Source organism: Variovorax sp. YR750, assembly GCF_900109805.1.
Taxonomy (GTDB): domain Bacteria; phylum Pseudomonadota; class Gammaproteobacteria; order Burkholderiales; family Burkholderiaceae_C; genus Variovorax; species Variovorax gossypii.
The window spans coordinates 1-20,807 of the sequence record NZ_FOBJ01000025.1 but is presented as its reverse complement, the minus strand read 5'-3'; the positions used below and the strand labels follow the sequence as shown (position 1 = coordinate 20,807).

Here is a 20,807-nt window from a genome sequence, read left to right as displayed (position 1 = left end):
CCTCCTTCCAATTCATCGTCGGAAAGCCTTCGTGGTCGACCAGGTGCTGACGAGACGGAAATCAGGCCGCCTGTCAGCGGAGATTGTGGTGGGAGGCGACAGGCTTTGCTGGACGCTTCGTTCGAGGCCACTGGAGGGTGGTCGATCAGGCTGTTCTACCGAACAGGGGACGCAGGAAATTCAACTTCCATCCGGTTTGCCGAAGAACCCCCTGAGGGCGAGGCAGACATTCACCACCCGAGGCAACACAGGTAGGCCCAGTAGAACAGGGATGCGCATACAAAAAGTGCCCACCATGCAACTCGTGATCTGGAACTGGCCATCGAAAGCTTTCGAAGCTTTGCCGAGCATCCTGACTTGAGGTCCATGCGGGGGGCGCCGCAAGCGGTGCTGACTGGACCCGAGCGATCTCCGTATCCATGAGACGGACATTGACAGGCTTGAGCCTCGTCGGGAGGATTCCGTTGGTGGTCAGCTCGTGATGCCGCGCTTGCGTGCGCGGTAGGCCAGTTGGGGACGCGTGATGCCCAACGCACGCGCTGCGGCAGAGAGGTTTCCCCCGTTTTGTGTCAGCGCGCGGCGTATCAGCGTCTCTTCCACCTGTCCCAGCGAACCGGCCTCTTCATGGTCTGGCATGGCGCGGCTTGCGGGCCCGGCCTGGGAGGGAAGCGGGTCGTCGGTGCAGGCAAGGCGACCATCAGATCGGACCGACAGCACGTTCTTGTCCAGTGGCTCGCCACTCGTGAACAGATGATGAACTTCCAGCAGGCTTCCTTCGGGCGCGACGATCACGGCGCGCTCGATCAGGTTCTGCAGTTCGCGGATGTTGCCCGGATAGTCATAGTTCAGCAGCGCCTTGACCGCGGCCTGCGTGAAGCCCGAAACCTGCCGAGAGTGCTTGCGGCCATAGTGCTGCAGGAAATGGCTCATCAGAAGAGGTACGTCGTCGCGCCGTTCCCGCAGCGGCGGCAGGTGGATCGGAAAGACATTGAGCCGGAAGAACAGGTCGTCGCGGAATCGGCCTTCGCGCACGGCCTGGCGCAGATCGACGTTGGTGGCCGCGATGACGCGCGTGTCGACCTGGATGCTGCGCGTGCCGCCTACGCGCTCGACTTCGCACTCCTGCAGCGTGCGAAGCAGCTTGCCCTGGGCCGCGTAGCTCAGTGTTCCGATCTCGTCCAGGAACAATGTGCCGCCATGGGCGCGCTCGAAGCGCCCCGGCCGGGACGCGCCCGCGCCTGTGTAGGCGCCACGCTCCACACCGAACAGCTCTGATTCGATCAGTGTCTCCGGAATGGCGGCGCAATTCACCGCGACGAAGGGCTTGTCACGCCGCGGGCTGATGCTGTGCAGCATGCTGGCGAACTTCTCCTTGCCGACGCCGGACTCGCCGGTGAAAAGCACCGTGGCCGTGGTCGGCGCCACGCGATGCAAGAGATGGCAGGCCGCGTTGAAGGCGGCGGAGGCGCCCACCATCGCGTCGTTCTTGCGCTGCGCTGCGGGCAGCTGCGCCGCCTGCGGCGCCGACCCGCCGTTCTGCGGTGAGCCGACGAAGTCCCGCGCTCGCAGGTAGCGCATGTCCTTTTCCACGTCGTCCCAACGCTCCGCGGATTTACCGATCACGCGGCAGTGGCTTTCGCCCATCGAGCGGCAGGCGACCTCGCGGAACACCACCAGCCGCCCGAACAGTGTGCTGACGTACCCGGTGGCATAGCCCACCTGCATCCAGCAGGCCGGCGAACCGCCGATGCCGTACGCCGCGATGTGCTCGTCGTCCTCGCTCGAGTGGTGCCAGATGAACTCGCCCTCGTAGTCCGAGGTCTCGGGGTCGTAGCGTGCATGGACCAGCTCGACTTTCACCACGCCCTCCAGGGCATGCAGGCGGGTGCCGGCCATGGCGGCCGCGGCTGGCTCGGCCTCCGGCCAGTGCGCGCGCACCAGCTGCGCGTCGCGCGCGCCGCTGACGTACCCCGCGCGCGTGAACAGGCCCCGGGCCTTCTCCTGGCCCAGGCTGTCGATCAGTTCGCGCCGCAGCGATCCCAGCGCCTCGGTGTGCAGCAGCACCATGCGCTGGTCCTGCAGCCAGATGCGTCCGTCACCGGGCGAGAAGAACAGGCATTCGCTGATGTCGGCGATCGTCGGATGCGCTTCGCTGCCCACGTGGGAGGCCTCGAAGCGGCCCAGCGCGCGTGCCACTTCGGCGCCGTCGAAACGCCCCAGCGCCGCACCGGTGGCACGCGCCACGTCGGCGAGCGAGACGCGCTGCGGGACCGGTGAAGCGGCGGCTTTGGTCAATGTCGACCTCATCTTTTGGTGAAACGAGCGAGCAATTCTTGATGATTTGGTGAAGCCCGAGATCAGGGTAAACCAGTTATTTGAAATAACCAGTAGAGCCTCGGGAATCCACCTAGTCCTCCAGTGAAAACAGCTGCGTGCAGCGACCCCCGGCAACACCTGCGTGGTGCCGCTGGTACGCCCGTTGCGGAAGAGGACGGCGCCGCGGGCATTACCAGCCGCGGCCAGCCGATCAATTTTTCGCAAGAGGTAGTCATGGATGTTTCCGAGAAGCCGGCGTTCCTGGACGCGGCGGCCTGGGCGGGCAAGGTGTTCAACGGCGCCTGGGTCGCGTCCGCGGGAGGTGCGCGCGATGTCGTCGAACCGGCCACGGGCCAGGTGATGGCGAGCGTCGGCATCGCCGACGCGCAGGACGTGGCACTGGCCACGGCGGCCGCGGCACAGGCGCAGAAAGGCTGGGCGCAGGTCCTGCCGCGCGAGAAGGCAGCGGTGTTCCACCGCGCCGCGGCGCTGTTCCAGCAGCATTTCGACGAGCTGGCGTTGCATGTGGCTCGGGAGACCGGTGCGATCCTGCCCAAGGGACAGCACGAGGTGCGCGAGGCCATCACCCTGTGCCATCTGGCGGCGGCCATGCCGCTGCAGGCGCAGGGCCAGGTCCTGCCGAGCGCGAGCGGCACCACCAGCCTGGCGCGGCGCGTGCCGCGCGGCGTGGTGGGCGTGATCTCGCCTTTCAACTTCCCGCTCATCCTCACGATCCGCACCGTGGCGCCGGCACTCGCGGCCGGCAACGCCGTGGTGATCAAGCCCGATCCGCGCACACCCGTGAGCGGTGGCTTCATGATCGCGCGCGTGTTCGAGGAGGCCGGCCTGCCCGCCGGCCTGCTGCAGGTCTTGCCTGGCGATGCGGTCGCCGGCGAAGCCCTGGTGACCGATACGCACGTGCCGATGATCGCTTTCACCGGCTCGCCCGCCGTGGGCCGGCGCATCGGCGAGCTGGCCGGGCGCCACCTGAAGAAGGTGACGTTGGAGCTCGGAGGCGCCAACTCGCTGATCGTGCTGGACGATGCCGACCTGGACATCGCGGCCAGCAATGCCGCCTGGGGCGCCTACCTGCATCAGGGGCAGATCTGCATGGCGACCAATCGCATCCTCGTGCACGAGCGCATCGCCGCCGCGTTCACGCAGCGGCTGGTCGCGAAGGCCCAGCACCTGCCGGTGGGCGACGGTGCCAGCGGGCAGGTGGCGCTCGGACCGCTGATTGACGCGAAGCAGCGCGACCGCGTGCATGCCATCGTGCAGGACAGCATCGCCGCCGGTGCACAACTGCTGGCCGGTGGCGCCAGCGAGGGCCTCTTCTACAAGCCGACGGTGCTGGCGGGCGTGAAGGCCGGCATGCGCGTGTACGACGAGGAGGTGTTCGGCCCCGTCGCCAACATCATCACCTTCGAGACCGATGACGAGGCCGTGGCGCTGGCCAACAACCACCAGGGCAGCCTGGCGTCCGCGGTGATCTCACCCTCGATCGGACGGGCCATGGCCATCGCCGCACAGCTGAACTCCGGCATGGTCCACATCAACGACCAGACCGTCAACGACGAGTGCGTCAACCCCTTCGGTGGCCCCGGCATCGCCGGCAACGGCAGCAGCGTGGGCGGCCCGGCCGACTGGGAGGAATACACCCAGTGGCAGTGGCTGACCATCAAGAACGCACCGCATCCCTACCCATTCTGAACACGACCCCCAAGGCGAACGCACAAGGAGACACTTCATGCAGCTTCAAGGAAAAACCATCGTCGTCACCGGCGTGTCCTCGGGCATCGGCGCCGAGGTGGCGCGCGTCGCGCGCTTCGGCGGCGCCCGCATCATCGGCGTCGATCGCAACGACCCCAGCCTCACACTCGACGGCTTCGTCAAGGCCGACCTGGGTACTGCCGCGGCCATCGACGCGGCCGTGGCGCAACTGCCCGCGCACTTCGATGCGCTGTGCAACATCGCCGGCGTGCCCGGCACGGCGCCGGCCGGACTGGTCGCCGATGTCAACTACCTGGGGCTGCGCCATCTGAGCGAGCAGGCGCTGCCGCGCATCGCGCGCGGTGGTTCCATCGTCAACGTGGCTTCCGTCCTTGGGGCCGAATGGCCGCAGCGATTGGCGCTGCACAAGGCCCTTGCCGCTGCGCAGGGCTTCGAGGCCGGCGCCCGGTGGCTGCGCGACCACCCCGTGCCGCAGCAGACCTGCTACCAGTACTTCAAGGAGGCGCTGATCGTCTGGAGCGCCACGCAGTCGCAGAAGTGGCTGCTGGAACACGGCGTGCGCATGAACTGCGTGGCGCCGGGCCCGGTGTTCACGCCGATCCTGGGCGACTTCGTGAGCATGCTCGGCGAGGAGCGGGTGCAGGCCGACGCGCACCGCATGCTGCGTCCCGGCTTCGCTGACGAGATCGCGCCGCTGATCGCCTGGCTGTGCAGCGACGAGGCGCGCTGGATCAGCGGCGCGAACATCCCGGTCGACGGCGGCTTGGCATCGACCTACATCTGAGGCGCGATGACCCGCACCGCCATCCCTGCCGTGCTCGAGACGGCGCCGCTCGATCCCGCGCTGGCCGGTTTTCTGGCGCAGGCCGCCAGCCAGGGCAACCCACCGCTGGAATCACTGCCACCGGGATTGGCGCGGCAGATCTACCGCGACCTGGCCGCCGGCCTGGGCCTGCCGGCGCCGGCCATCGCGTCGGCGGACGACCGTGTCATCGACGGACCGAGCTGTCCGCTGGCGCTGCGCGTCTACCGGCCCGACGCTGAAGGGGCGCTCCCCCTGCTGCTTTTCGTGCATGGCGGCGGTTTCGTGATCGGCGACCTCGAAACCCACGACACGGTGTGCCGCACCCTGTGCCACGACGTAGCGGCCGTGGTGGTGGCTGTGGACTACCGCTTGGCGCCCGAGCATCCCTTTCCGGCGGCGGTGGACGACGTGGCCTGCGCCCTGCGCTGGGTGGCCGCGCACGCGCGCGAACTGGGCGCAGATGCGTCGCGCATCGCGCTGGCCGGCGACAGCGCGGGCGCGCAGCTCGCCACCGTGGCGGCGCTGCGCGCAGCCGGCGCGATCGTGCTGCGGGCGCTGGGCCTCATCTATCCCCTCGCGCAGCACTACAGCGAGCCTAGCCCTTCGATGGCCGAGAACGGCGAAGGCAAGTTTCTCACCACCGGCGCCATGCGCTGGTTCATCGACTGCTACCTCGGTGGGCGTCAGGAACTGGCGCGGCACGCCGACTTCGCGTTGCTGCAATCGCAGACGCTGCACACACTGCCGCCCACCTGGCTGGCCACCATGGGCCACGACCCGCTGCGCGACGAGGGCCTCGCGCTGGCGTTGCGCATCGCACAGGCCGGTGTGCCGACCGAGCACCACCACTACGCCAGCGCCATCCACGCCTGCCTTCACTTCACCGCCGTTTCGACACTGGGCAGTCAGGTGATGGCTGATCTGGCCACGTGGTTGCGAGCTCAGCTGTCCATAGACGTGCAGGCGAGGCATTCTCGATGCTGGACCTGATGCGAGGCACTCCATCGATTCAACGATTCCGTCGCGCGAGCGGAGGTTTGGAATTTCCCGGTACTCGTCCTGGGGAGGTGGCTCGCACGAACGGGAGCCAAACGAACGCGATCAGTGCGGGAGTCACATCACGAGGTGGGATGCACGAAGGCCGCGGGGCGGCGGGGCCGGATTTGAGACTGTCTGTGCGAGGGGAGGGCGGGGTGTCCGGGCAGATGCAGAAAGCACGGAAATCCCCGGCATCGGAACGCTTTAACTTGACCTCAGGATGCTTGAAATGCAAAAGACCGACGTTCTGGTGACGGTGATCGAGATAGCGCGTGCGAGCCACGGATTCACTCCCACGGGTGCACTGGACTGCATCTCGGATCTGATAGGCCGGCAGGATCCCGAGGATGTGTTCTATGACAGGAATGTGGAGGAATTGCTTCGCCTGGGGGCGTGCATCTGGAGCTTGAGGCAAGGCATTTTTGTGTCGGCATCCACCAGAATCGTTCCTCCGACACGGACGAGGTAAAAAGGCAGCGACGCGGATCGCGCTATCGACTCTCGCTCCTGGAGGATGTCCGGATCTGCCGGATCGACTTCGGTGTTCAGCGCTTTGCCGACGTGGCCCGCATTCGCTCGCCTGCGGATCCCGTACCCCCGGCGCTCAGGTGATGCTCATCTCCAGCGGCGTGGTCTGGAATGCCAGTTGCCGCCAACGGCCTTCGTCATGGGTCCAGACCTGCATGACGCGCGAGTCGATGCGCACCGTGCCGCTGCCGTCCTTTCGCACGGCCACCAGCAACTGGCGCCCGGTCATGAGCGCCGATGTGCCCAGCAGCCGCACCTTCAGGTCCGACCGCTCGATCTGCTGGTAGGTCACATGCGTGCCGCCCGAGCGGAAGTAGCTCTCGTAGTCGTCGGTCTGGCCCTTGGCGTGCACGTGCGTGAGGCCAGGGTGCAGGATCTCGCGCAGCCGCGCGAAGTCGGCGCGCTGCATGGCGTCGCAGCGCTGTGCCTCGAGGTCGAGCAGCAGTGCCTCGTCGGCGCCGAGGGAGGGCGGTGCGGGGTTCATCGGGGGCCTTGAAGAATAGATAAAGGGATCAATCGGACGCCATGCCCAGCCGCGCGCATGCGCGATGAAGCAAGGTCCCGATTTCGCCGATGTCCTTCGCCACGCCGTAGACGACATGGTCCGGTCGCACCAGCGCGGCGCCACAGCCGTGCCGCCCGAACCATTGCGCGAGAAAGCCATCGGCTTCCACGAGCGCGAGAGCGCCCGGCGTGGGGGACTCATCACCCGTGCAGACGACCACCTGCGCCTGCAGCGCAGCCAGCGCTTCCTGCCATTGCGCCAGCTGTGCGGTGGCGGGCGCTTCGCGCAGCACGAGCAGGAAGCCCGGCGGCACGAGGTCGTCCATCATCTGGGCGTCGCCCGCCGTGTCAGCGCCGGCCACGCGCACGATGGGCTGTGGAAATGGCGTGCCTTCGGGCGCTTGTCCGCTGTCGATCAGGCCGTGGCGGATGCCCGGCAGCAGGCTCTGGCGCAACTGCACCCTCACCTGGTTGCCCTGTTGCGCGCGCAGTTCGCGATCGCGTTGTGCCGCGCGCACCGGGTCCCGCTCGCAGATGATCTGCCCCAGGCGCTTGACGGTGGCCGTGACTTCCTCGACCTGAGGGCCACGCTCGGTGCCGTAGCTGTCCAGCAGGCCGTCGCTCGCGCGGCCATCCAGCACGGCGTCGAGCTTCCAGGCGAGGTTGAGTGCGTCGCGCAGCCCCTGGCACATGCCCTGGGCCAGGAAAGGAGGCATCTGGTGCGCGCTGTCGCCGGCGAGCAGCACCGATCCCTTTCGCCATTGCTCCAGCACCACCGCGTGAAAGCGGTAGGTGGCCGCACGCCAGATCCGCGCCTCGGTGGGAGCGAGCCAGGGCGCCAGTAGCTTCCATATCGCGTCATGCGGCATCTCGCGCTGCTCGGCCTCGTCGGGCATCAGCAGGAACTCCCAGCGCCGGTGCGTGCCGGGGCCGACCACGTAGGTGCAGGGCCGCGAGGGATGGCAGTACTGGATGTTGGTGGCGGGCAGGTCCGCGAGCTTGGATTCGTGCACGTGCATGTCCACGACGATCCATGGCTCGTCGAAGTCGAGGCTCTTCAGGCGCAGGCCCAGCCGCTTGCGCATGGGGCTCGTGCCGCCGTCGCAGGCCACCACATAGCGGGCGCGCAGCTGCGAGACCTCGCCCTGCGGTGTGCGCACCGTCAGCACGGCGCCGTCGCAGGCTTCTGGGCTTCTCTCTTCCACATCCGTCACCTCGTGGCCCAGGTCGACCTGCACCGACGGCAGCGCGGCCACCGCCTCGCGCAATGCGGCTTCGAGCGCCGGCTGGTTGAAGGTGTAGGAGGGGGCCCAGGCGAGCGGATAGGGAGAAGGTCCCATGTCGAAATGCTGGATCGGCTCGCCGTCGCAGCCCTGGTAGAGGGTGGGGCGGTACGGCGTCATGTGCGCGGCCAGCGCACCCGCGATGCCGATCTGCTGGAAGGTGCGCATCGCTTCGTGGTCGAGCGCGAACGCGCGGGGCAGCGGGTAGATCTGGTCCGACTTGTCGAAGACGGCCACACGCCGCCCGCGCTGCCCCAGCAGCGCGGCGAGCGAAGCGCCCACGGGGCCGAAGCCGACGATGGCGACGTCTAGGGGGTCGTTGAGGGAAGGAGGCATGTCGTTAATTGTGCAGAATATATGAATTATGCATAAAACATTCAAACATGCATTCAGGGTTCGTACCGATGCGGGGTCGAGTGTGAGGAAGAAAATGCATAAAACGGCACTTATGCATTTTTAAAGGAGACAAGATGTCGATGATGAAAGCCGCGCGCCTGCACAAGGTGGGCGCCCCCATGGAGATCGAGCAACTGCCGATCCCGCAACCTGCCGCCAACGACGTGCAGATCCGCGTCAGGGCCTGCGGCATCGTGCCCAACCTCGGCAACATCCTGGCCAACTGGACCACTTGGTTCCCCGAGTTGCCGCTGCCGCCGCTGCCCGCGGTGTTCGGGCTGGACCCCGCGGGCGAGGTCACCGCCGTGGGCTCGCACGTGCACGCCTGGAAGCCCGGTGACCGCGTGTACGTCAACCCCAGCCTGTACTGCGGCGGCTGCAGGGCCTGCCGCAGCGGCGACCTGATCAACTGCACGCACTATGCCTTCAGCGGCTACTTCGGCTTCTCCGAGAACTCGCTCAAGCTCTACAAGAACTACCCCAACGGTGGGTTGGCCGAATACATGATCGCGCCGCAGTACGCGCTGGTGAAGCTGCCCGACAACGTCAGCTTCAACCAGGCGGCTCGCTTCGGCTACCTGGGCACGATGTACTCGGCCATGCGCAAGGCGGGCATCGGGCCCGGCAAGAGCATGCTCGTCAACGGCATCAGCGGCACGCTGGGCATCGGTGGCGCTTTGTTCGGCCTGGCCATGGGCGCCACGCGCATCCTCGGCACCGGCCGCAACCCCGAGCTGCTCGCGCGCGTGAAGGCGCTGGCGCCCGATCGCATCGAGGTGTTTTCCAATGCCAACGGCGAAGCCATCGACGCCTGGGTCAAGGCGCGCACCGCAGGACTTGGCGTGGACACTTTCATCGATGCGCTGGGCCCGGGCGCCCCGCACGAGACGATGCAGCAGGGCATCCGCTCACTCAAGCGCGGCGGCCGCGCCTTCAACATCGGCGCCATCGCGGGCATGGTCGGGCTGGACCTGCACACCATGATGGACGATCAGCAGAGCATCGAGGGCTCGGCCTGGTTCACCGCCGGGGAGGGCCAGGACATCGCGGACATGGCCGAGGCCGGGACGCTGGACCTTTCGGTGTTCGAGCACGTGTGTCATCCGCTGGAGCGCGTGAACGAGGCCATCTCGGGCATCGCGAGCCGCAACGGTGGTTTCAGCAACTTCGTCATCAACCCCTGAGAGGTGCCCATGCAAGTCAGAAGAGTGGTGGCAGGGATCGGGGCCGATGGCCGCTCCAGGCTGTTCGAGGATGCGACCGCGCCGCGTGCCGTCGAGTTCGAGAGCTCGCCCGGCTTCGCGGCGGCGCTTCTGTGGGCCACGGGCCCCGCGGGACAGATCGAGCGCGGCGCGCCGCGCGACCGCACGGGCTCGGCCACATTCGTTCCGGGGCAGGGGGAGACGTTGCTCATGTTCGTGACCTTCCCGCCGGACAGCACCATGATGCGCGTCGACTTCGACGGTGCGGCGTTCGGCGCGGAGTTCGCGCAGAAGATCCCCGGGCTGGCCGAGACCTTCGAGGCCGACCATCCGGGCATGCACACCACCGACAGCATCGACTATGACGTGGTGCTCGACGGAGAGATCACGCTGGAGCTGGACGATGGCGCACAGGTCCTGCTGCGCCGGCACGACGTGGCCGTGCAGCACGGCAATCGCCATGCGTGGCGCAACCTGAGCGACAAGCCCGCCACGATGCTGTTCGTGCTCATGGGCACGAAGCGCGCGGGCTGAGCCGCGGACGGCGGCATGGCGCGCTGCCTCGGTGCCTCAGGCGCGCTGCCGGTGCGCGCCGGCCAGCATCGCGATTTCGTCGAGCAGCTCTTCGAGCGCCACGCGGATGAAGTCGAGCGTCGGCGCGTCGACCAGCCGGCCGTCCTGGACGCGCGAGGCCACGTTCGCGATCGCCACGTGCTGGCGCACGAGCGGACGTGCGAGCGTGGCGGCCAGCGCGTCGCGGATCTGCGCCTGCGCCCGTACGCCGCCCGCGGTGCCGGGCGACGCGGTCATGATGAGCGCGGGCTTGCCCTTCAGCGGCGAGGCGAAGCCCGGCCGCGAGGCCCAGTCGATGGCGTTCTTCAGCACGCCCGGCATGCCGTAGTTGTATTCGGGCGAGCACAGCACGAGGCCGTCGGCGGCCGCGATGGCGTTCTTGAGCCGTGCGACAGGCTCGGGCGGCGCATCGCCGTCGAGGTCAGCGTTGTAGGGCGGAATGTCGTCCAGTGGAAGGATCTGCAGGATCACGCCGGCTGGCAGCAGCGGCTGCAGGCTGCGCAGCACGGCCGTGCAGTTCGAGGCCCGGCGGATGCTGCCAGAGATGGCGACGAGTTGCACGGTGGGTTGGTCATCGTTGTTCAAGGTGTTCGGCTCCGATTTTTGGGCGGGGGAGTTTATGCATAAAATCGAAACCATGTACAAAAAAGATCCGACCCCGGAGCGGACGGTTCCGCTCGTCGAACAGGCCTTCACGAGGCTGCGCCAGGATGTGCTGTCGGGCACCTACGGCGCGGGCATGAAGCTCAAGCTCGACGAGCTCCAGACCGCCTACGGCTTTTCCAGCAGCCCGTTGAGGGAGGCGCTGAGCCGGCTGGCGCAGGAAGGGCTGATCCGTTCCGACGAGCGCCGCGGCTTCCGGGTCGCGGACATCTCCGCGGAGGATCTCGCGGACATCAGCCGCATGCGTGTCATGCTCGATGTGCCTGCGCTTCGCGAATCCATCGCGAACGGCGACGACGCATGGGAGGCGCTGGTGGTCGGCGCCTACCACCGTCTCGAGAAGATCGAGAGCCGCATCGGCGACGGGCCCGTCGTGCTCGATGACGACTGGACCCAGGTCCACTCCGCGTTCCATGCGGCGCTGCTGGCGGCCTGCCCGTCCGAGCGCATGCGCAACTGGAGCGCGAGCCTCTTCGACCAGGCCGAGCGCTACCGCCGCTATTCCGCGCGCTTTCGCAAGACGGCGCGTCGCAAGTCGAACGAACACCGCAAGATCATGGACGCCACCTTGCGCCGTGACGCGCAGACGGCCTGCGCATTGCTCGAGGAACACATCCTGAGCACGCAGCGCAACGTCATGGCGGTGCTCGGTTCGGCCGCCGAGAGGGCCGGCAGGAGCTAGCGGCCGCAACAGCCACAACAGCGACGGCGTCCGCTTTCGGGCGCGCGCCGATCGCGGACGCCTCAGTTCCTCAAGCCTTGTCTGGCCAGCCACTGATCGATCAGCGCGGCGATCTGGTCGGAGTTGCGATCCATCATGAGCATGTGGGAGTTGCCGGTGATGCCGATCTCCGGCAGCACGATGCGCTCACCCTTGCCGCCGGCGCGCACGAGGCTGTTGCGGAACTTCTCCTGCTGCGCCGCGATGCGCTCCCAGAACGCGAACTTGCCCAGGTTGTCGCCCCAGACCCAGAGCATGGGCACGCCCTTGACGCGCGAGAAGTCATAGGTGTCGGGGTTGGGCGAGCCCGAGTTCTCGACGGCGACCAGCGCCTTGACCTTCTGCGGATACTTCAGCGCGGAATTGAAGGCGAAGTTGCCGCCCTGGCTGTGCACGACGATGACGCAGGGACAGACCTTGTCCACGTAGGCGTCGTAGGCGGCCTGCGTGGCTGCGTCGTTGGTCCCCCAGCGCGGGATCGCCTGCTTGGCGAACTGGTCGAAGGCGGCCACGGGGAACTGCGTGCCCGGCAAGGCGCGGCGCCTGGCGGGATCGGTGGCGTACGAGTCGGTGTCGCCGATGCGGAAGAGCTCCCAGGCCTCCTTCTTCGGGCGGAAGAAGGGCTCGCTCTTGAAGATCTCCGGGTAGCGGGCCCACGACGCGCGACCGCGCTCGACCGCGTCGCTCACGTAGACGTCGTAGCCCGCGCGCAGGAAGAAGTTCTCCCAGCCGGGCTGCCCGTCCGGCTTGGTCTCGAAGGTGGTGCCCGCCAGCCCGCCGCCATGCCACAGCAGCAGCGGGAATTTCGCCTTGGGGTTGGAAAGCCGCGTGTAGCGCGCGTACAGCGCCTCGACCTCGAAGTCGCCGTTCGGGTCGAGCTTCAGTGGCGGCGCGCCGGGCGTGAACACGAGTTCCTTCGCGGGCAGGCCCGACAGCGTGACCGTCCGGCCACCGACATGAAAGCTGCCCATCTCGGCCACCTGCAGTGAGGGGGCGGCGCAGCCGACGAGCGTCGCGACCGTCAGGGCTGCCGCGGCGCGCAAGAGGTTTCTCGCCATGGTGTTGTCTCCGTTGTCCTTGTTGTTCCGGTTGCGCAGTGTAGGAAGCCGGGCCTGCGCGACGCATCGCGATTGGCGATGGGGGTGTTCTTCTGCGGCCATCGCATCGGGCGCACAGGATTCCCCGTGGAAACCACTATGCATTTATATTGTTTTATGCACAAAAATATCTTCATGCATTAAGCAGTGAGTCGAAACGAGGCCCGCGCAGGGCTGCCGTGCAACGAAACGTCCAACCGAAAGAAGCAACGCATGAAACTGATGTCCTATTCCCTCGCGGGCCGTGAAACCTGGGGCGCCGTCGTCGATGGCGGTGTGGCCGAGCTGGCCGGGCGCACCGGCCACGCCACGCTGGCCGACTTCATCGCCAGCGCGGACTTCGCGCGCCGTGACGCACTGGTCGCCGGACTCGCCGCCGATGTGCCGCTGTCCGACGTGCGTTACCTGCCCGTCATCACGAAGCCCGAGAAGATCGTCTGCGCGGTGCGCAACTACATGGACCACCACCAGGAGGTGCTGGCCGCGGGCATGCATCGCGAGCTCTCCGAGCAACCGCCGATCTTCCTGCGCGTGTGGCGCTCGCAGACACCGCACGAGGGACCGATCGTGCGCCCGCGCGTGTCCGAGTCGCTCGACTGGGAAGGCGAGCTGGCCGTGATCATCGGCAAGGAGGGGCGCGACATCCAGGAGGCCGATGCGTGGGATCACGTGGCGGGCTACAGCTGCTACAACGACGCCAGCGTGCGCGAGTGGCAGTTCCATGCCAAGCAGATCGCCTCGGGGAAGAACTTCGAAGCGACCGGCGGCTTCGGCCCCTGGATGGTCACGGCCGACGAGATCGCGCCCGGGCGCGAGCTCAAGCTCGAGACGCGCCTCAACGGCGAGGTGGTGCAGTCGAGCCACACGGGCCACATGATCTTCTCCGTCCCGCGTCTCATTGCCTATGCCTCCACCATCTTCACGCTGGTGCCGGGCGACGTGATCGCCACCGGCACGCCGGCCGGCGTGGGCTGGAGCAAGAAGCCGCCGCGCTTCATGAAGCCGGGCGACGTGATCGAAGTCGAGATCGAGGCCGTGGGGCTGCTGCGCAACCCCGTGGTGGCCCAGGACTGAGCGCACGCTCTCCTTCGAGCCAGCAGCACAGAAGCAGCATCGCGCGAGACGTCCGCACAAGGGCGCCGCACCAGGAGACAAGACCTTGAAACGAAGAACCCTACTCGCCGCCTGTGCGGCGACGGCCGCCGCATGGCCGGCCTGCCAGGCCCTTGCGCAGGGCTATCCGGAGCGTGCAGTGAAGCTCTACCAGGGCTTCGCCCCGGGCGGCAACGCGGATGCGATCGCCAGGGCCGTGGGCGTCGAGATGGGCAAGGCGCTCGGCCAGCCGATCGTGGTCGAGGCCCAGCCGGGCGCGGGTGGCACCATCGCGGCGGCCACCGTGGCGCGCGCCAAACCCGACGGCTACACGCTGCTGCTGGCCACCGGCGGGCATGCGGTGGCAGGGGCGCTGTACAACACGCTGCCCTACAAGACCGTGGCCGACTTCGAGGCCGTGTCCACCGTCACTTACTTCCCTTTCCTGATCGTCGTCAATGCGGGCTCGAAGGCGCAGGGGCTCGCCGAGATCCTCGCCTCGGCCAAGGCCGCGCCGGGAACGGTCGCGTACGGCACCGCCGGCATCGGGTCGACGCACCACCTCGCGGGCGAACTGCTCACCAAGATGGCCGGCGTGTCGATGATGCATGTGCCCTACCGGGGCGACGCCGCGTCCGTCACCGCGCTGCTCGGCGGCGAGGTGCCCTTCATCATCGCACCGCCCACGGCGGTGCTCTCGAACATCCAGGCCGGCAAGCTGCGCGCCGTGGCGACGACGGGGCCGCAGCGCTGGCCGGGCCTGCCGAAGGTGCCGACGGTTGCGGAGCAGGGCGTGGCGGGGTATGACGTGCGTTCGTGGGCTGGCCTCCTGGCACCGGCGGGCACGCCGCGCACGATCGTCGATCGGCTCAATGCCGAGGCGCTGCACGCGCTGCAGGCCCCGTCGGTGCGCCAGCGCCTGGAAGACATGGGCGGCGAGGCGCGCGGCAGCACGCCCGAGGAAATGAAGGCCCTCGTGGCCCGGGAACTCGAGAAGTGGACACAGGTGGTGGCCGACGCGAAGATTCCCAGGCAATGAACGAATGAACGGACAAACGAAATGAAGAACGAAGGAATCAAGCCATGTCACTGATCGCGCTGCGCAAGAGAAGCCTCACCGTGGAGACTGTCTTCCACGAAGGCGGCCCGGCACCCGCGAAGCCGCTGCGCATCGCCGCCGCATGTGCGGTGATCCGCAATCCCTACGCCGGGCGCTACGAACCCGACCTGCTGCCTTTCATGGCGGAACTGCGAAGCCTCGGCACCTCGTTGGCCGAGGAACTCGTGGCCACGCTGGGCAAGGACAAGGTCGAGGCGTACAGCAAGGCGGCCATCGTCGGCGTCAACGGGGAGCTGGAGCACGGCGCGGTCTGGCACGAGGCCGGCGGCTGGGCCATGCGCCAGGTGCTGGGCGATCCCAAGGCCATCGTGCCTGCGGCCAAGGTCGTCGCGGCCACCGGCTATCGCCTCATGGTGCCGCTGCACTACATCCATGCCGCCTACGTGCGCAGCCACTTCAATACATTCGAGGTAGGTATCCAGGACGCGCCGCGGCCCGACGAGATTCTCTTCGCGCTGGTGATGGCCGACGGCGGACGCGTCCACGCGCGCCTGGGCGGCCTGGCCAAGGAGCAGGTCTCGGTGCACGACGGGCAGCGTTGAGCATGACGAAGCACACCATGCGCGCCGTGCAGTTGTCCGAAACGGGTGGTCCCGAGGTTCTGCGGCTGGTCGAACTGCCACTGCCCGAGCCGGGCCCGGGCCAGGTGCGCGTGCGGGCCGCCGCGATCGGCGCGGGCGGGCCGGACGTGCTCATCCGCAACGGCACCTACAAGTGGATGCCGCCGCTGCCGGCGATCCCGGGCAACGAGATGGCAGGGACGGTCGATGCGGTCGGGGCCGGCGTCACCCGGCTCGCCGTGGGCGATCGGGTGCTCGTGAGTGCGCGCGAGCTCGCGCAGCGCGGCGGCTGCTATGCCGAGCACATCTGCGTGGGCGAATCGGTGCCCTTCGCGCTGCCCGCCACGCTGGCCTTCGAAGACGCCGTGAGCCTGGGCAACTTCCAGCTCGCCTTGGCCCTGCTGGCGAGCAACGGCAATCTGCCGGCACGGACCATCCTCGTGCCGGGCGCCGCGGGCGGCGTCGCGACCGCGCTGGCGCAGGTCGCGCGTGCGCGCGGGCTGCGCGTGATCGGCACGGCTTCTTCCGAGCAAAAGCGCGCCTTCGCGCTGGAGAACGGCGTGAGCGAGGTCATCGACGGCGACCCGGCGACGCTGCCCGAACGCGTGATGGCGCTGACCGACGGACGCGGCGCCGACCTCGCGTTCGACCACGTCGGCGGTGCGCTTTTCATCGCCTGCCTGCGATCGCTCGCGCCCTTCGGTATGGCGGTGTCCTACAACATCCTCTCGGGCCCGCCCGCGAACGACGTCTTCGACGAACTGCGCAAGCTGCTGGGCCGGAGCCTGGCGATCCGCACTTTCTCGATCCACACCGTCGACAGCGACATCGCGCAGCGCCGCGGGCTGATGGAGGACGCCATCGCGCTGATGGCGGCAGGGAAGGTGCGCGCACCGCGCGCCACCCGCATGCCGCTGGCCGAGGCGCGGCGCGCGCACGAGCTGCTGGACCGCGGTGGCTCGCTCGGCAAGCTCGTGCTGATCCCGTGAATCCAACCGCATCCCATCGAACCCAGACCGAGGCCATCGTGAACGCTCCCTACATTCCCAACCTGTCGCACTGCGGCATCTTCTGCCGCGACCTGGTGGTGATGAAGCGCTTCTACACGGGCGTGTTCGACATGCAGGAAACCGACCGAGGCATCGGCGGTACCTTCCGCTACGAGCTCGTGTTCCTGAGCGGGCGCGATGACCAGCACCACCAACTGGTGCTGGCCGGTGGTCGTGCTGCGGACGCGCCCAGCACTGTGATGCAGCTCTCGTTCAAGGTGAAGACCATCGACCACCTGCGCGAAGCGCGACGGCGCGCGCTGTCGCTGGGCGCGACGAAGATGCGTGGCCTGAACCACGGCAACGCGCTGTCCATCTACTGCATGGACCCGGAAGACAACACGGTGGAGGTCTACCTCGACACGCCTTGGTACGTGAGCCAGCCGCACGGCGATCCGCTGGATCTCGACGAGGCGGACGAGGCGATCTGGGCCCAGACCGAGCGCGTGGTGCGCTCGGACCCCAGCTTCATGCCCGCCGAGGAATGGGCGGCCCGCTTCGCCCGGCGCAGCGAGGCATTGCGCGCTGCGAGCAATTGAATGCGGCGAGCACTCCGGAATCCTGTCCGCCTCGGTAGAGGCACGCTGCGCGGCGCCCACCATTGAGTGGCAACGGCCGAAGCGGTGCGGCTCGGTCTTCGCGACACCACGTCCCCTTGTCCCTGAAGCCCAGGGATGCCGCACTGCGCGTCGATGCGTGCTGCCGCGACTCGGCCAGGCATGACCGCCAGCACCTCATCGGCGTTCGGCAGGTCCGCCAGCGGCTGCAATGGGACGCAGCCCACCCCAACCCCTCTGTCTGGTAAATACTGATCGGCACTCAGACACATGTCCGAATATTGGACATGCAGTTTGTCTGAATGGCGCGCATCGGCTGCCCGGTGCATGAGAAACACCTTGGGGATCAACGCGCGGATGCCTGGCATGTCCCGTGCAGGGATTACTCGATCTGATCCACGGTACGCGCGGATCGTCGGGGTAGGCGCATTCGTGCGTGCTCCGCTCCGTTCGCGCACGAGAACCCTGACACAGGAGACACATGACAAGCATCCCGCAACTTGCCGCGCAGGATGAGGGGGCGGCTGCGGGCTGGCTCCATCACCCTCCGAGCGCTCGGAAAACCAGAACGTCCCGCATACGGGCGGTCGACATCGAGGCCGGCGGGCTGGGAGGGCCACACGCCGTCGCGCCGGCGTATCCCGCGCAGAACGTTCGATCGCGCGCGGAGGCGCCGCAGGCACACGACAGCGTGGCGGTCTGGTTCGCTCCCTTGTTGTCCGAAAGGCTTGCGCAGGCGGGCTTCGGCACGCTGGAGCAACTGGCGCAGCGCATCAACGACACGGGCACCACCTGGTGGTATCCGGTGCGCGGCATCGGTGTGCGGCGCGCCGAGCGCGTCGTTCAATGGCTGCATGAACAACAGGAGAGCACAGGCATCCGCATGAACCCACGAAACCTGCAAGCCCGCGGACACGGCCCATGCAGCAAGGCGGCATCGGAGCACGCGGCTGGATGAGACGGTCGGGGCGTGGTGCGCGCCGCGATCCTGCCTCTTTGAGGCCCGTCCGCGTCGCCGGGCAGGGGGCTTCAGTCCGGAAGGTCGTGGCGCGTTCCCTCTGCGGTTGCCCGAGGCCTGAGCTCGAGTTTCCGGCAGGCGCTGAAGTCGTCCTGCGCCTGGAGGTCGGCGCTCGACTGCGCAAATGTCTCGGCGAGCATGGCCAGCAGATGTCCAGCCACTCGCGGGTCCAGCGCAATGCCGGTTGCAAGCGAGCGCAGGGTGTGCGCGATCTCGGCATCATCCGCGTCCCTCACCAGATAGCCTGTCGCGCCTGAGGCGAAGGCCGATATCACCAGTCCCCTCTCGTCCGTATCCGACATTGCGATGACCTGCGTACGCGGCAGCTTCGCGCGGATGTCGGCGATCAACGCCGCTGCGTCGCCGATCGGATAGAGCTGCATGTCGACGAACACAAGATCGAAGGGCAGTGCGGCCAGCATCGCGTTGGCCTCCTCGCACGTGGGTGCGAGCACCACGCGGCGCCCCGGGGCGAGCAGGCCCAGGATGCGCTTCATGCGGTGCGCGACGGCCGGATTGCTTTCCACGACAAGGGCGCCAAAAAACAGCTTGGGTTCGCGATACATCCTCGAGGCGGTGTAGGTGGGCATGGGATCGAACACGGGCATGCTTTCTTCGAAAGTGGAAGGCCGTTGGCTGCTTGGCTGATGGTGCCCCAAGGTTGCTGCGGTGACATTGCCCGAAGATTTCGCTACTTTGCGGCTTGTTGCGCAGGCGGTGCGGGGCTGAACATGGCATCGCGCACCGTGCGGACCGCGTTCTTTCATTCCCCTCTAACGGGGCTCGAGCTCACGGGCCCGATGCCATGTCGGGCCCGTTCGGTCCGGCAGCCATTCCTCGCTCGATCGACCGCTGCAGGCGCCGGATCGCGAACATGCACGATGCCTGTTTTCGCGAGATGGGACCGTGGGGATGCGCGACCATGTGGTGGGCCTTGCGCAACATCACCCATGCGAGAAAGCACGAGGCTGGCAGCCAGGAACCACTGTGGTCGGCTCCGCGTGAATCTGCCGGGCCCGAGCGCATCGGTCATCGCGTGCCACCGCCGCGACTGTCCGCAGCGAAGTGGGTCACCGGCGACGTGTTGGCCTGCTGTCCCGTGGCTTGGCGGGAGGCCCTCTGGCAGCGTGCTGCGAATTGCGTCAGCCCGGTGCGGTGACGTCGCGCCGAAACCCCCTTCAGGCCAGGACCAGGGCGAGGGGCGCTTCCCGACGGATGTGGCAGAGCACCTTCCTGCGAGCCGGGCGGGTCAGGAGCTTGGGGTCACCAGGGCTTCCACCAGCGTCGCTTGACGTGCCGATGCTCGAGCGGTCGCAAGTCCAGCGTGTCGTAGTCGGGAGGGAGGGCGCCAGCACGTCGGCGCAGTTCGCTTTCCAACTGATGGGCAACGCCGCGGGCATGCAGGTCGCCTTGCAACGCCCGCCGGCGCCACTTCGTGGCCTGGGCGCCCAGTTCTTCGTCGGGCAGCGTCTCTGTCTCAATCATGGTGTGGATGGTGATGAGGGCTGAGGACTTCGTCGAGCCCACACGCCGGTGCGTTCCTGAGCGTACGGATTTGCAGCGTTTCTTCATCGCCGGAACATGGGATGCAGTGCGAGTGGCTCGGGACTACCCGGGTGCTCATCATGGGTTGACGGTTCGCGAGTCTTTCGGGTCCTTTGGGGAGCACGCGAGTCAAGAGAGAACGCCCCCGTTGCTGGGATGTTGGTCGCTCGCGTACGGAACGGCTGTGGTGATTTGCTCGGCGGATTTTCGTGCGTCTAAAAGTGAGTTGATGAATCTCATATTTCGATGGAATGCTGAGGTCGTTGCCATGCAAAGTCGAATTTCTTTTCGGGAAATCAATGCCTTAGGCGCATCGTCTTCAACAAAGATAGGATGAATTTGGTAGGTATCTAGGAGGCTTCTGGTCGAGCCGCCGTTGTCAGTCATTTCCTACTCAGGTATCTTGATGTTTCAAAATAACATCGAAGGATTACGTGATGGGAGCGGTCGAGACGGCTGGAAAGCCGTGCGGGGAAGGGGGCGCGGTTTCTCCAAGAGCGCCTGAAGCAGGGCCTGCTGCGAACCCGTCTCTCATCGCGCTATGCACCCTCGCCCGCTTCCACCAGATCGCGGCCGATGCCTCGCTGCTGTCGCATCAACTGGGCCTTGCATCTTCCGAGGGTGTCGACACCGCCACGCTGCTGCGCGCAGCCAAACACCTGGGCCTGAAGGCCAAGTCGTCCCGCACCACACTTGATCGCCTGTCCCTGACGCCGCTGCCGGCATTGGCAGTGCTTCGTGGCGAGGATGGCGCCGAACGCTTCGTCATCCTGGCCCAGTGCGATGCGCAACGCGTCCTGCTGCAAGACCCTTCTTCTGCGAACGGCCGCCCGGTCATCGAACCCCTGGAAGTCTTCGCCTCGCACTGGACAGGCGAGCTCATCCTCATCACCAGCCGCGCAAGCCTCGCAGGCGAACTCGCCAGGTTCGACTTCTCCTGGTTCATCCCCAGCCTCGTCAAGCACAGGAAGCTGCTGGGCGAAGTGCTCTTCATCTCCTTCATCCTGCA

Annotated in this window: 22 protein-coding genes; 14 read left to right on the top strand and 8 right to left on the bottom strand. The window is 67.2% G+C overall.

All coding sequences use genetic code 11. From position 1 onward, the window contains the following. Positions 1-471: 471 nt before the first annotated feature. Complete coding sequence (locus BMY35_RS35145) at positions 472-2,307, bottom strand: sigma-54-dependent Fis family transcriptional regulator (RefSeq protein WP_093209445.1); 1,836 nt, start codon at positions 2,305-2,307, stop codon at positions 472-474. Between the two features lie 243 nt (positions 2,308-2,550). On the opposite strand from BMY35_RS35145, the gene BMY35_RS35140 reads away from it, so the two are divergent. From BMY35_RS35140 to BMY35_RS35125, 4 genes are all read left to right on the top strand, one after another. Further along, positions 2,551-4,026: a benzaldehyde dehydrogenase gene (locus BMY35_RS35140; protein ID WP_093209443.1), complete on the top strand. Its 1,476-nt coding sequence runs from the start codon at positions 2,551-2,553 to the stop codon at positions 4,024-4,026. 37 nt (positions 4,027-4,063) lie between these two features. Next, complete coding sequence (locus BMY35_RS35135; protein ID WP_093209442.1) at positions 4,064-4,831, top strand: coniferyl-alcohol dehydrogenase; 768 nt, start codon at positions 4,064-4,066, stop codon at positions 4,829-4,831. A 6-nt stretch (positions 4,832-4,837) separates the two neighbouring features. Then, the gene (locus tag BMY35_RS35130; RefSeq protein ID WP_093209440.1) at positions 4,838-5,842 is read left to right on the top strand and encodes an alpha/beta hydrolase; all 1,005 of its coding nucleotides are present in this window, start codon (positions 4,838-4,840) and stop codon (positions 5,840-5,842) included. Positions 5,843-6,119: 277 nt separating this feature from the next. Beyond that, positions 6,120-6,359 (top strand): hypothetical protein, encoded by a 240-nt coding sequence (locus BMY35_RS35125; protein ID WP_093209439.1) that lies wholly within the window; start codon positions 6,120-6,122, stop codon positions 6,357-6,359. Positions 6,360-6,494: 135 nt separating this feature from the next. On the opposite strand, the gene BMY35_RS35120 is transcribed toward BMY35_RS35125, so the two are convergent. Next, the gene (locus BMY35_RS35120) at positions 6,495-6,902 is read right to left on the bottom strand and encodes a nuclear transport factor 2 family protein (protein ID WP_093209437.1); all 408 of its coding nucleotides are present in this window, start codon (positions 6,900-6,902) and stop codon (positions 6,495-6,497) included. Positions 6,903-6,930: 28 nt separating this feature from the next. Next, entirely contained in the window at positions 6,931-8,541 is a 1,611-nt protein-coding gene (locus tag BMY35_RS35115; RefSeq protein ID WP_093209436.1) for a bifunctional 3-(3-hydroxy-phenyl)propionate/3-hydroxycinnamic acid hydroxylase, read from the bottom strand. A gap of 134 nt (positions 8,542-8,675) precedes the next feature. Here BMY35_RS35115 and BMY35_RS35110 point away from each other — a divergent pair, with 134 nt between their 5' ends. Together BMY35_RS35110 and BMY35_RS35105 are read left to right on the top strand one after the other, a co-directional pair. Next, positions 8,676-9,785, top strand: coding sequence for an alcohol dehydrogenase catalytic domain-containing protein (locus BMY35_RS35110; protein WP_093209434.1), 1,110 nt, complete (start codon positions 8,676-8,678; stop codon positions 9,783-9,785). Positions 9,786-9,794: 9 nt separating this feature from the next. After that, positions 9,795-10,337: a cupin domain-containing protein gene (locus BMY35_RS35105; RefSeq protein ID WP_093209433.1), complete on the top strand. Its 543-nt coding sequence runs from the start codon at positions 9,795-9,797 to the stop codon at positions 10,335-10,337. A gap of 36 nt (positions 10,338-10,373) precedes the next feature. Here BMY35_RS35105 and BMY35_RS35100 read toward each other — a convergent pair whose 3' ends face one another. Next, the gene (locus BMY35_RS35100; protein WP_093209431.1) at positions 10,374-10,961 is read right to left on the bottom strand and encodes an NADPH-dependent FMN reductase; all 588 of its coding nucleotides are present in this window, start codon (positions 10,959-10,961) and stop codon (positions 10,374-10,376) included. A gap of 34 nt (positions 10,962-10,995) precedes the next feature. Here BMY35_RS35100 and BMY35_RS35095 point away from each other — a divergent pair, with 34 nt between their 5' ends. Further along, entirely contained in the window at positions 10,996-11,721 is a 726-nt protein-coding gene (locus BMY35_RS35095; RefSeq protein ID WP_093209430.1) for a GntR family transcriptional regulator, read from the top strand. 62 nt (positions 11,722-11,783) lie between these two features. Here BMY35_RS35095 and BMY35_RS35090 read toward each other — a convergent pair whose 3' ends face one another. Further along, positions 11,784-12,818 (bottom strand): alpha/beta hydrolase, encoded by a 1,035-nt coding sequence (locus tag BMY35_RS35090; protein WP_093209428.1) that lies wholly within the window; start codon positions 12,816-12,818, stop codon positions 11,784-11,786. A 252-nt stretch (positions 12,819-13,070) separates the two neighbouring features. Here BMY35_RS35090 and BMY35_RS35085 point away from each other — a divergent pair, with 252 nt between their 5' ends. From BMY35_RS35085 to BMY35_RS35060, 6 genes are all read left to right on the top strand, one after another. Further along, entirely contained in the window at positions 13,071-13,931 is an 861-nt protein-coding gene (locus tag BMY35_RS35085; RefSeq protein ID WP_093209427.1) for a fumarylacetoacetate hydrolase family protein, read from the top strand. Positions 13,932-14,016: 85 nt separating this feature from the next. Then, positions 14,017-14,988, top strand: a complete 972-nt coding sequence (locus BMY35_RS35080) for a tripartite tricarboxylate transporter substrate binding protein (RefSeq protein ID WP_093209425.1) — start codon at positions 14,017-14,019, stop codon at positions 14,986-14,988. A gap of 44 nt (positions 14,989-15,032) precedes the next feature. Next, positions 15,033-15,611 (top strand): amino acid synthesis family protein, encoded by a 579-nt coding sequence (locus tag BMY35_RS35075; RefSeq protein WP_093209424.1) that lies wholly within the window; start codon positions 15,033-15,035, stop codon positions 15,609-15,611. 2 nt (positions 15,612-15,613) lie between these two features. Continuing rightward, entirely contained in the window at positions 15,614-16,618 is a 1,005-nt protein-coding gene (locus tag BMY35_RS35070; RefSeq protein ID WP_093209422.1) for a zinc-dependent alcohol dehydrogenase family protein, read from the top strand. After that, entirely contained in the window at positions 16,615-17,217 is a 603-nt protein-coding gene (locus tag BMY35_RS35065) for a VOC family protein (RefSeq protein ID WP_371287237.1), read from the top strand. The genes BMY35_RS35070 and BMY35_RS35065 overlap by 4 nt, the downstream gene beginning before the upstream one ends. A gap of 499 nt (positions 17,218-17,716) precedes the next feature. Beyond that, on the top strand, positions 17,717-18,193 hold the full coding sequence (locus BMY35_RS35060; RefSeq protein WP_256230491.1) for a phage integrase family protein: 477 nt from the start codon (positions 17,717-17,719) through the stop codon (positions 18,191-18,193). A gap of 71 nt (positions 18,194-18,264) precedes the next feature. Here BMY35_RS35060 and BMY35_RS35055 read toward each other — a convergent pair whose 3' ends face one another. The 3 genes from BMY35_RS35055 to BMY35_RS38120 form a co-directional block, all read right to left on the bottom strand. Further along, entirely contained in the window at positions 18,265-18,843 is a 579-nt protein-coding gene (locus tag BMY35_RS35055) for a response regulator (RefSeq protein WP_218153040.1), read from the bottom strand. 673 nt (positions 18,844-19,516) lie between these two features. Then, the gene (locus BMY35_RS35050; RefSeq protein WP_143080814.1) at positions 19,517-19,738 is read right to left on the bottom strand and encodes a hypothetical protein; all 222 of its coding nucleotides are present in this window, start codon (positions 19,736-19,738) and stop codon (positions 19,517-19,519) included. 189 nt (positions 19,739-19,927) lie between these two features. Further along, positions 19,928-20,185, bottom strand: a complete 258-nt coding sequence (locus BMY35_RS38120) for a hypothetical protein (RefSeq protein WP_143080813.1) — start codon at positions 20,183-20,185, stop codon at positions 19,928-19,930. Between the two features lie 50 nt (positions 20,186-20,235). On the opposite strand from BMY35_RS38120, the gene BMY35_RS35045 reads away from it, so the two are divergent. Beyond that, positions 20,236-20,807: cysteine peptidase family C39 domain-containing protein (locus BMY35_RS35045; protein WP_256230490.1), on the top strand; the 572-nt coding region annotated here is incomplete at its 3' end.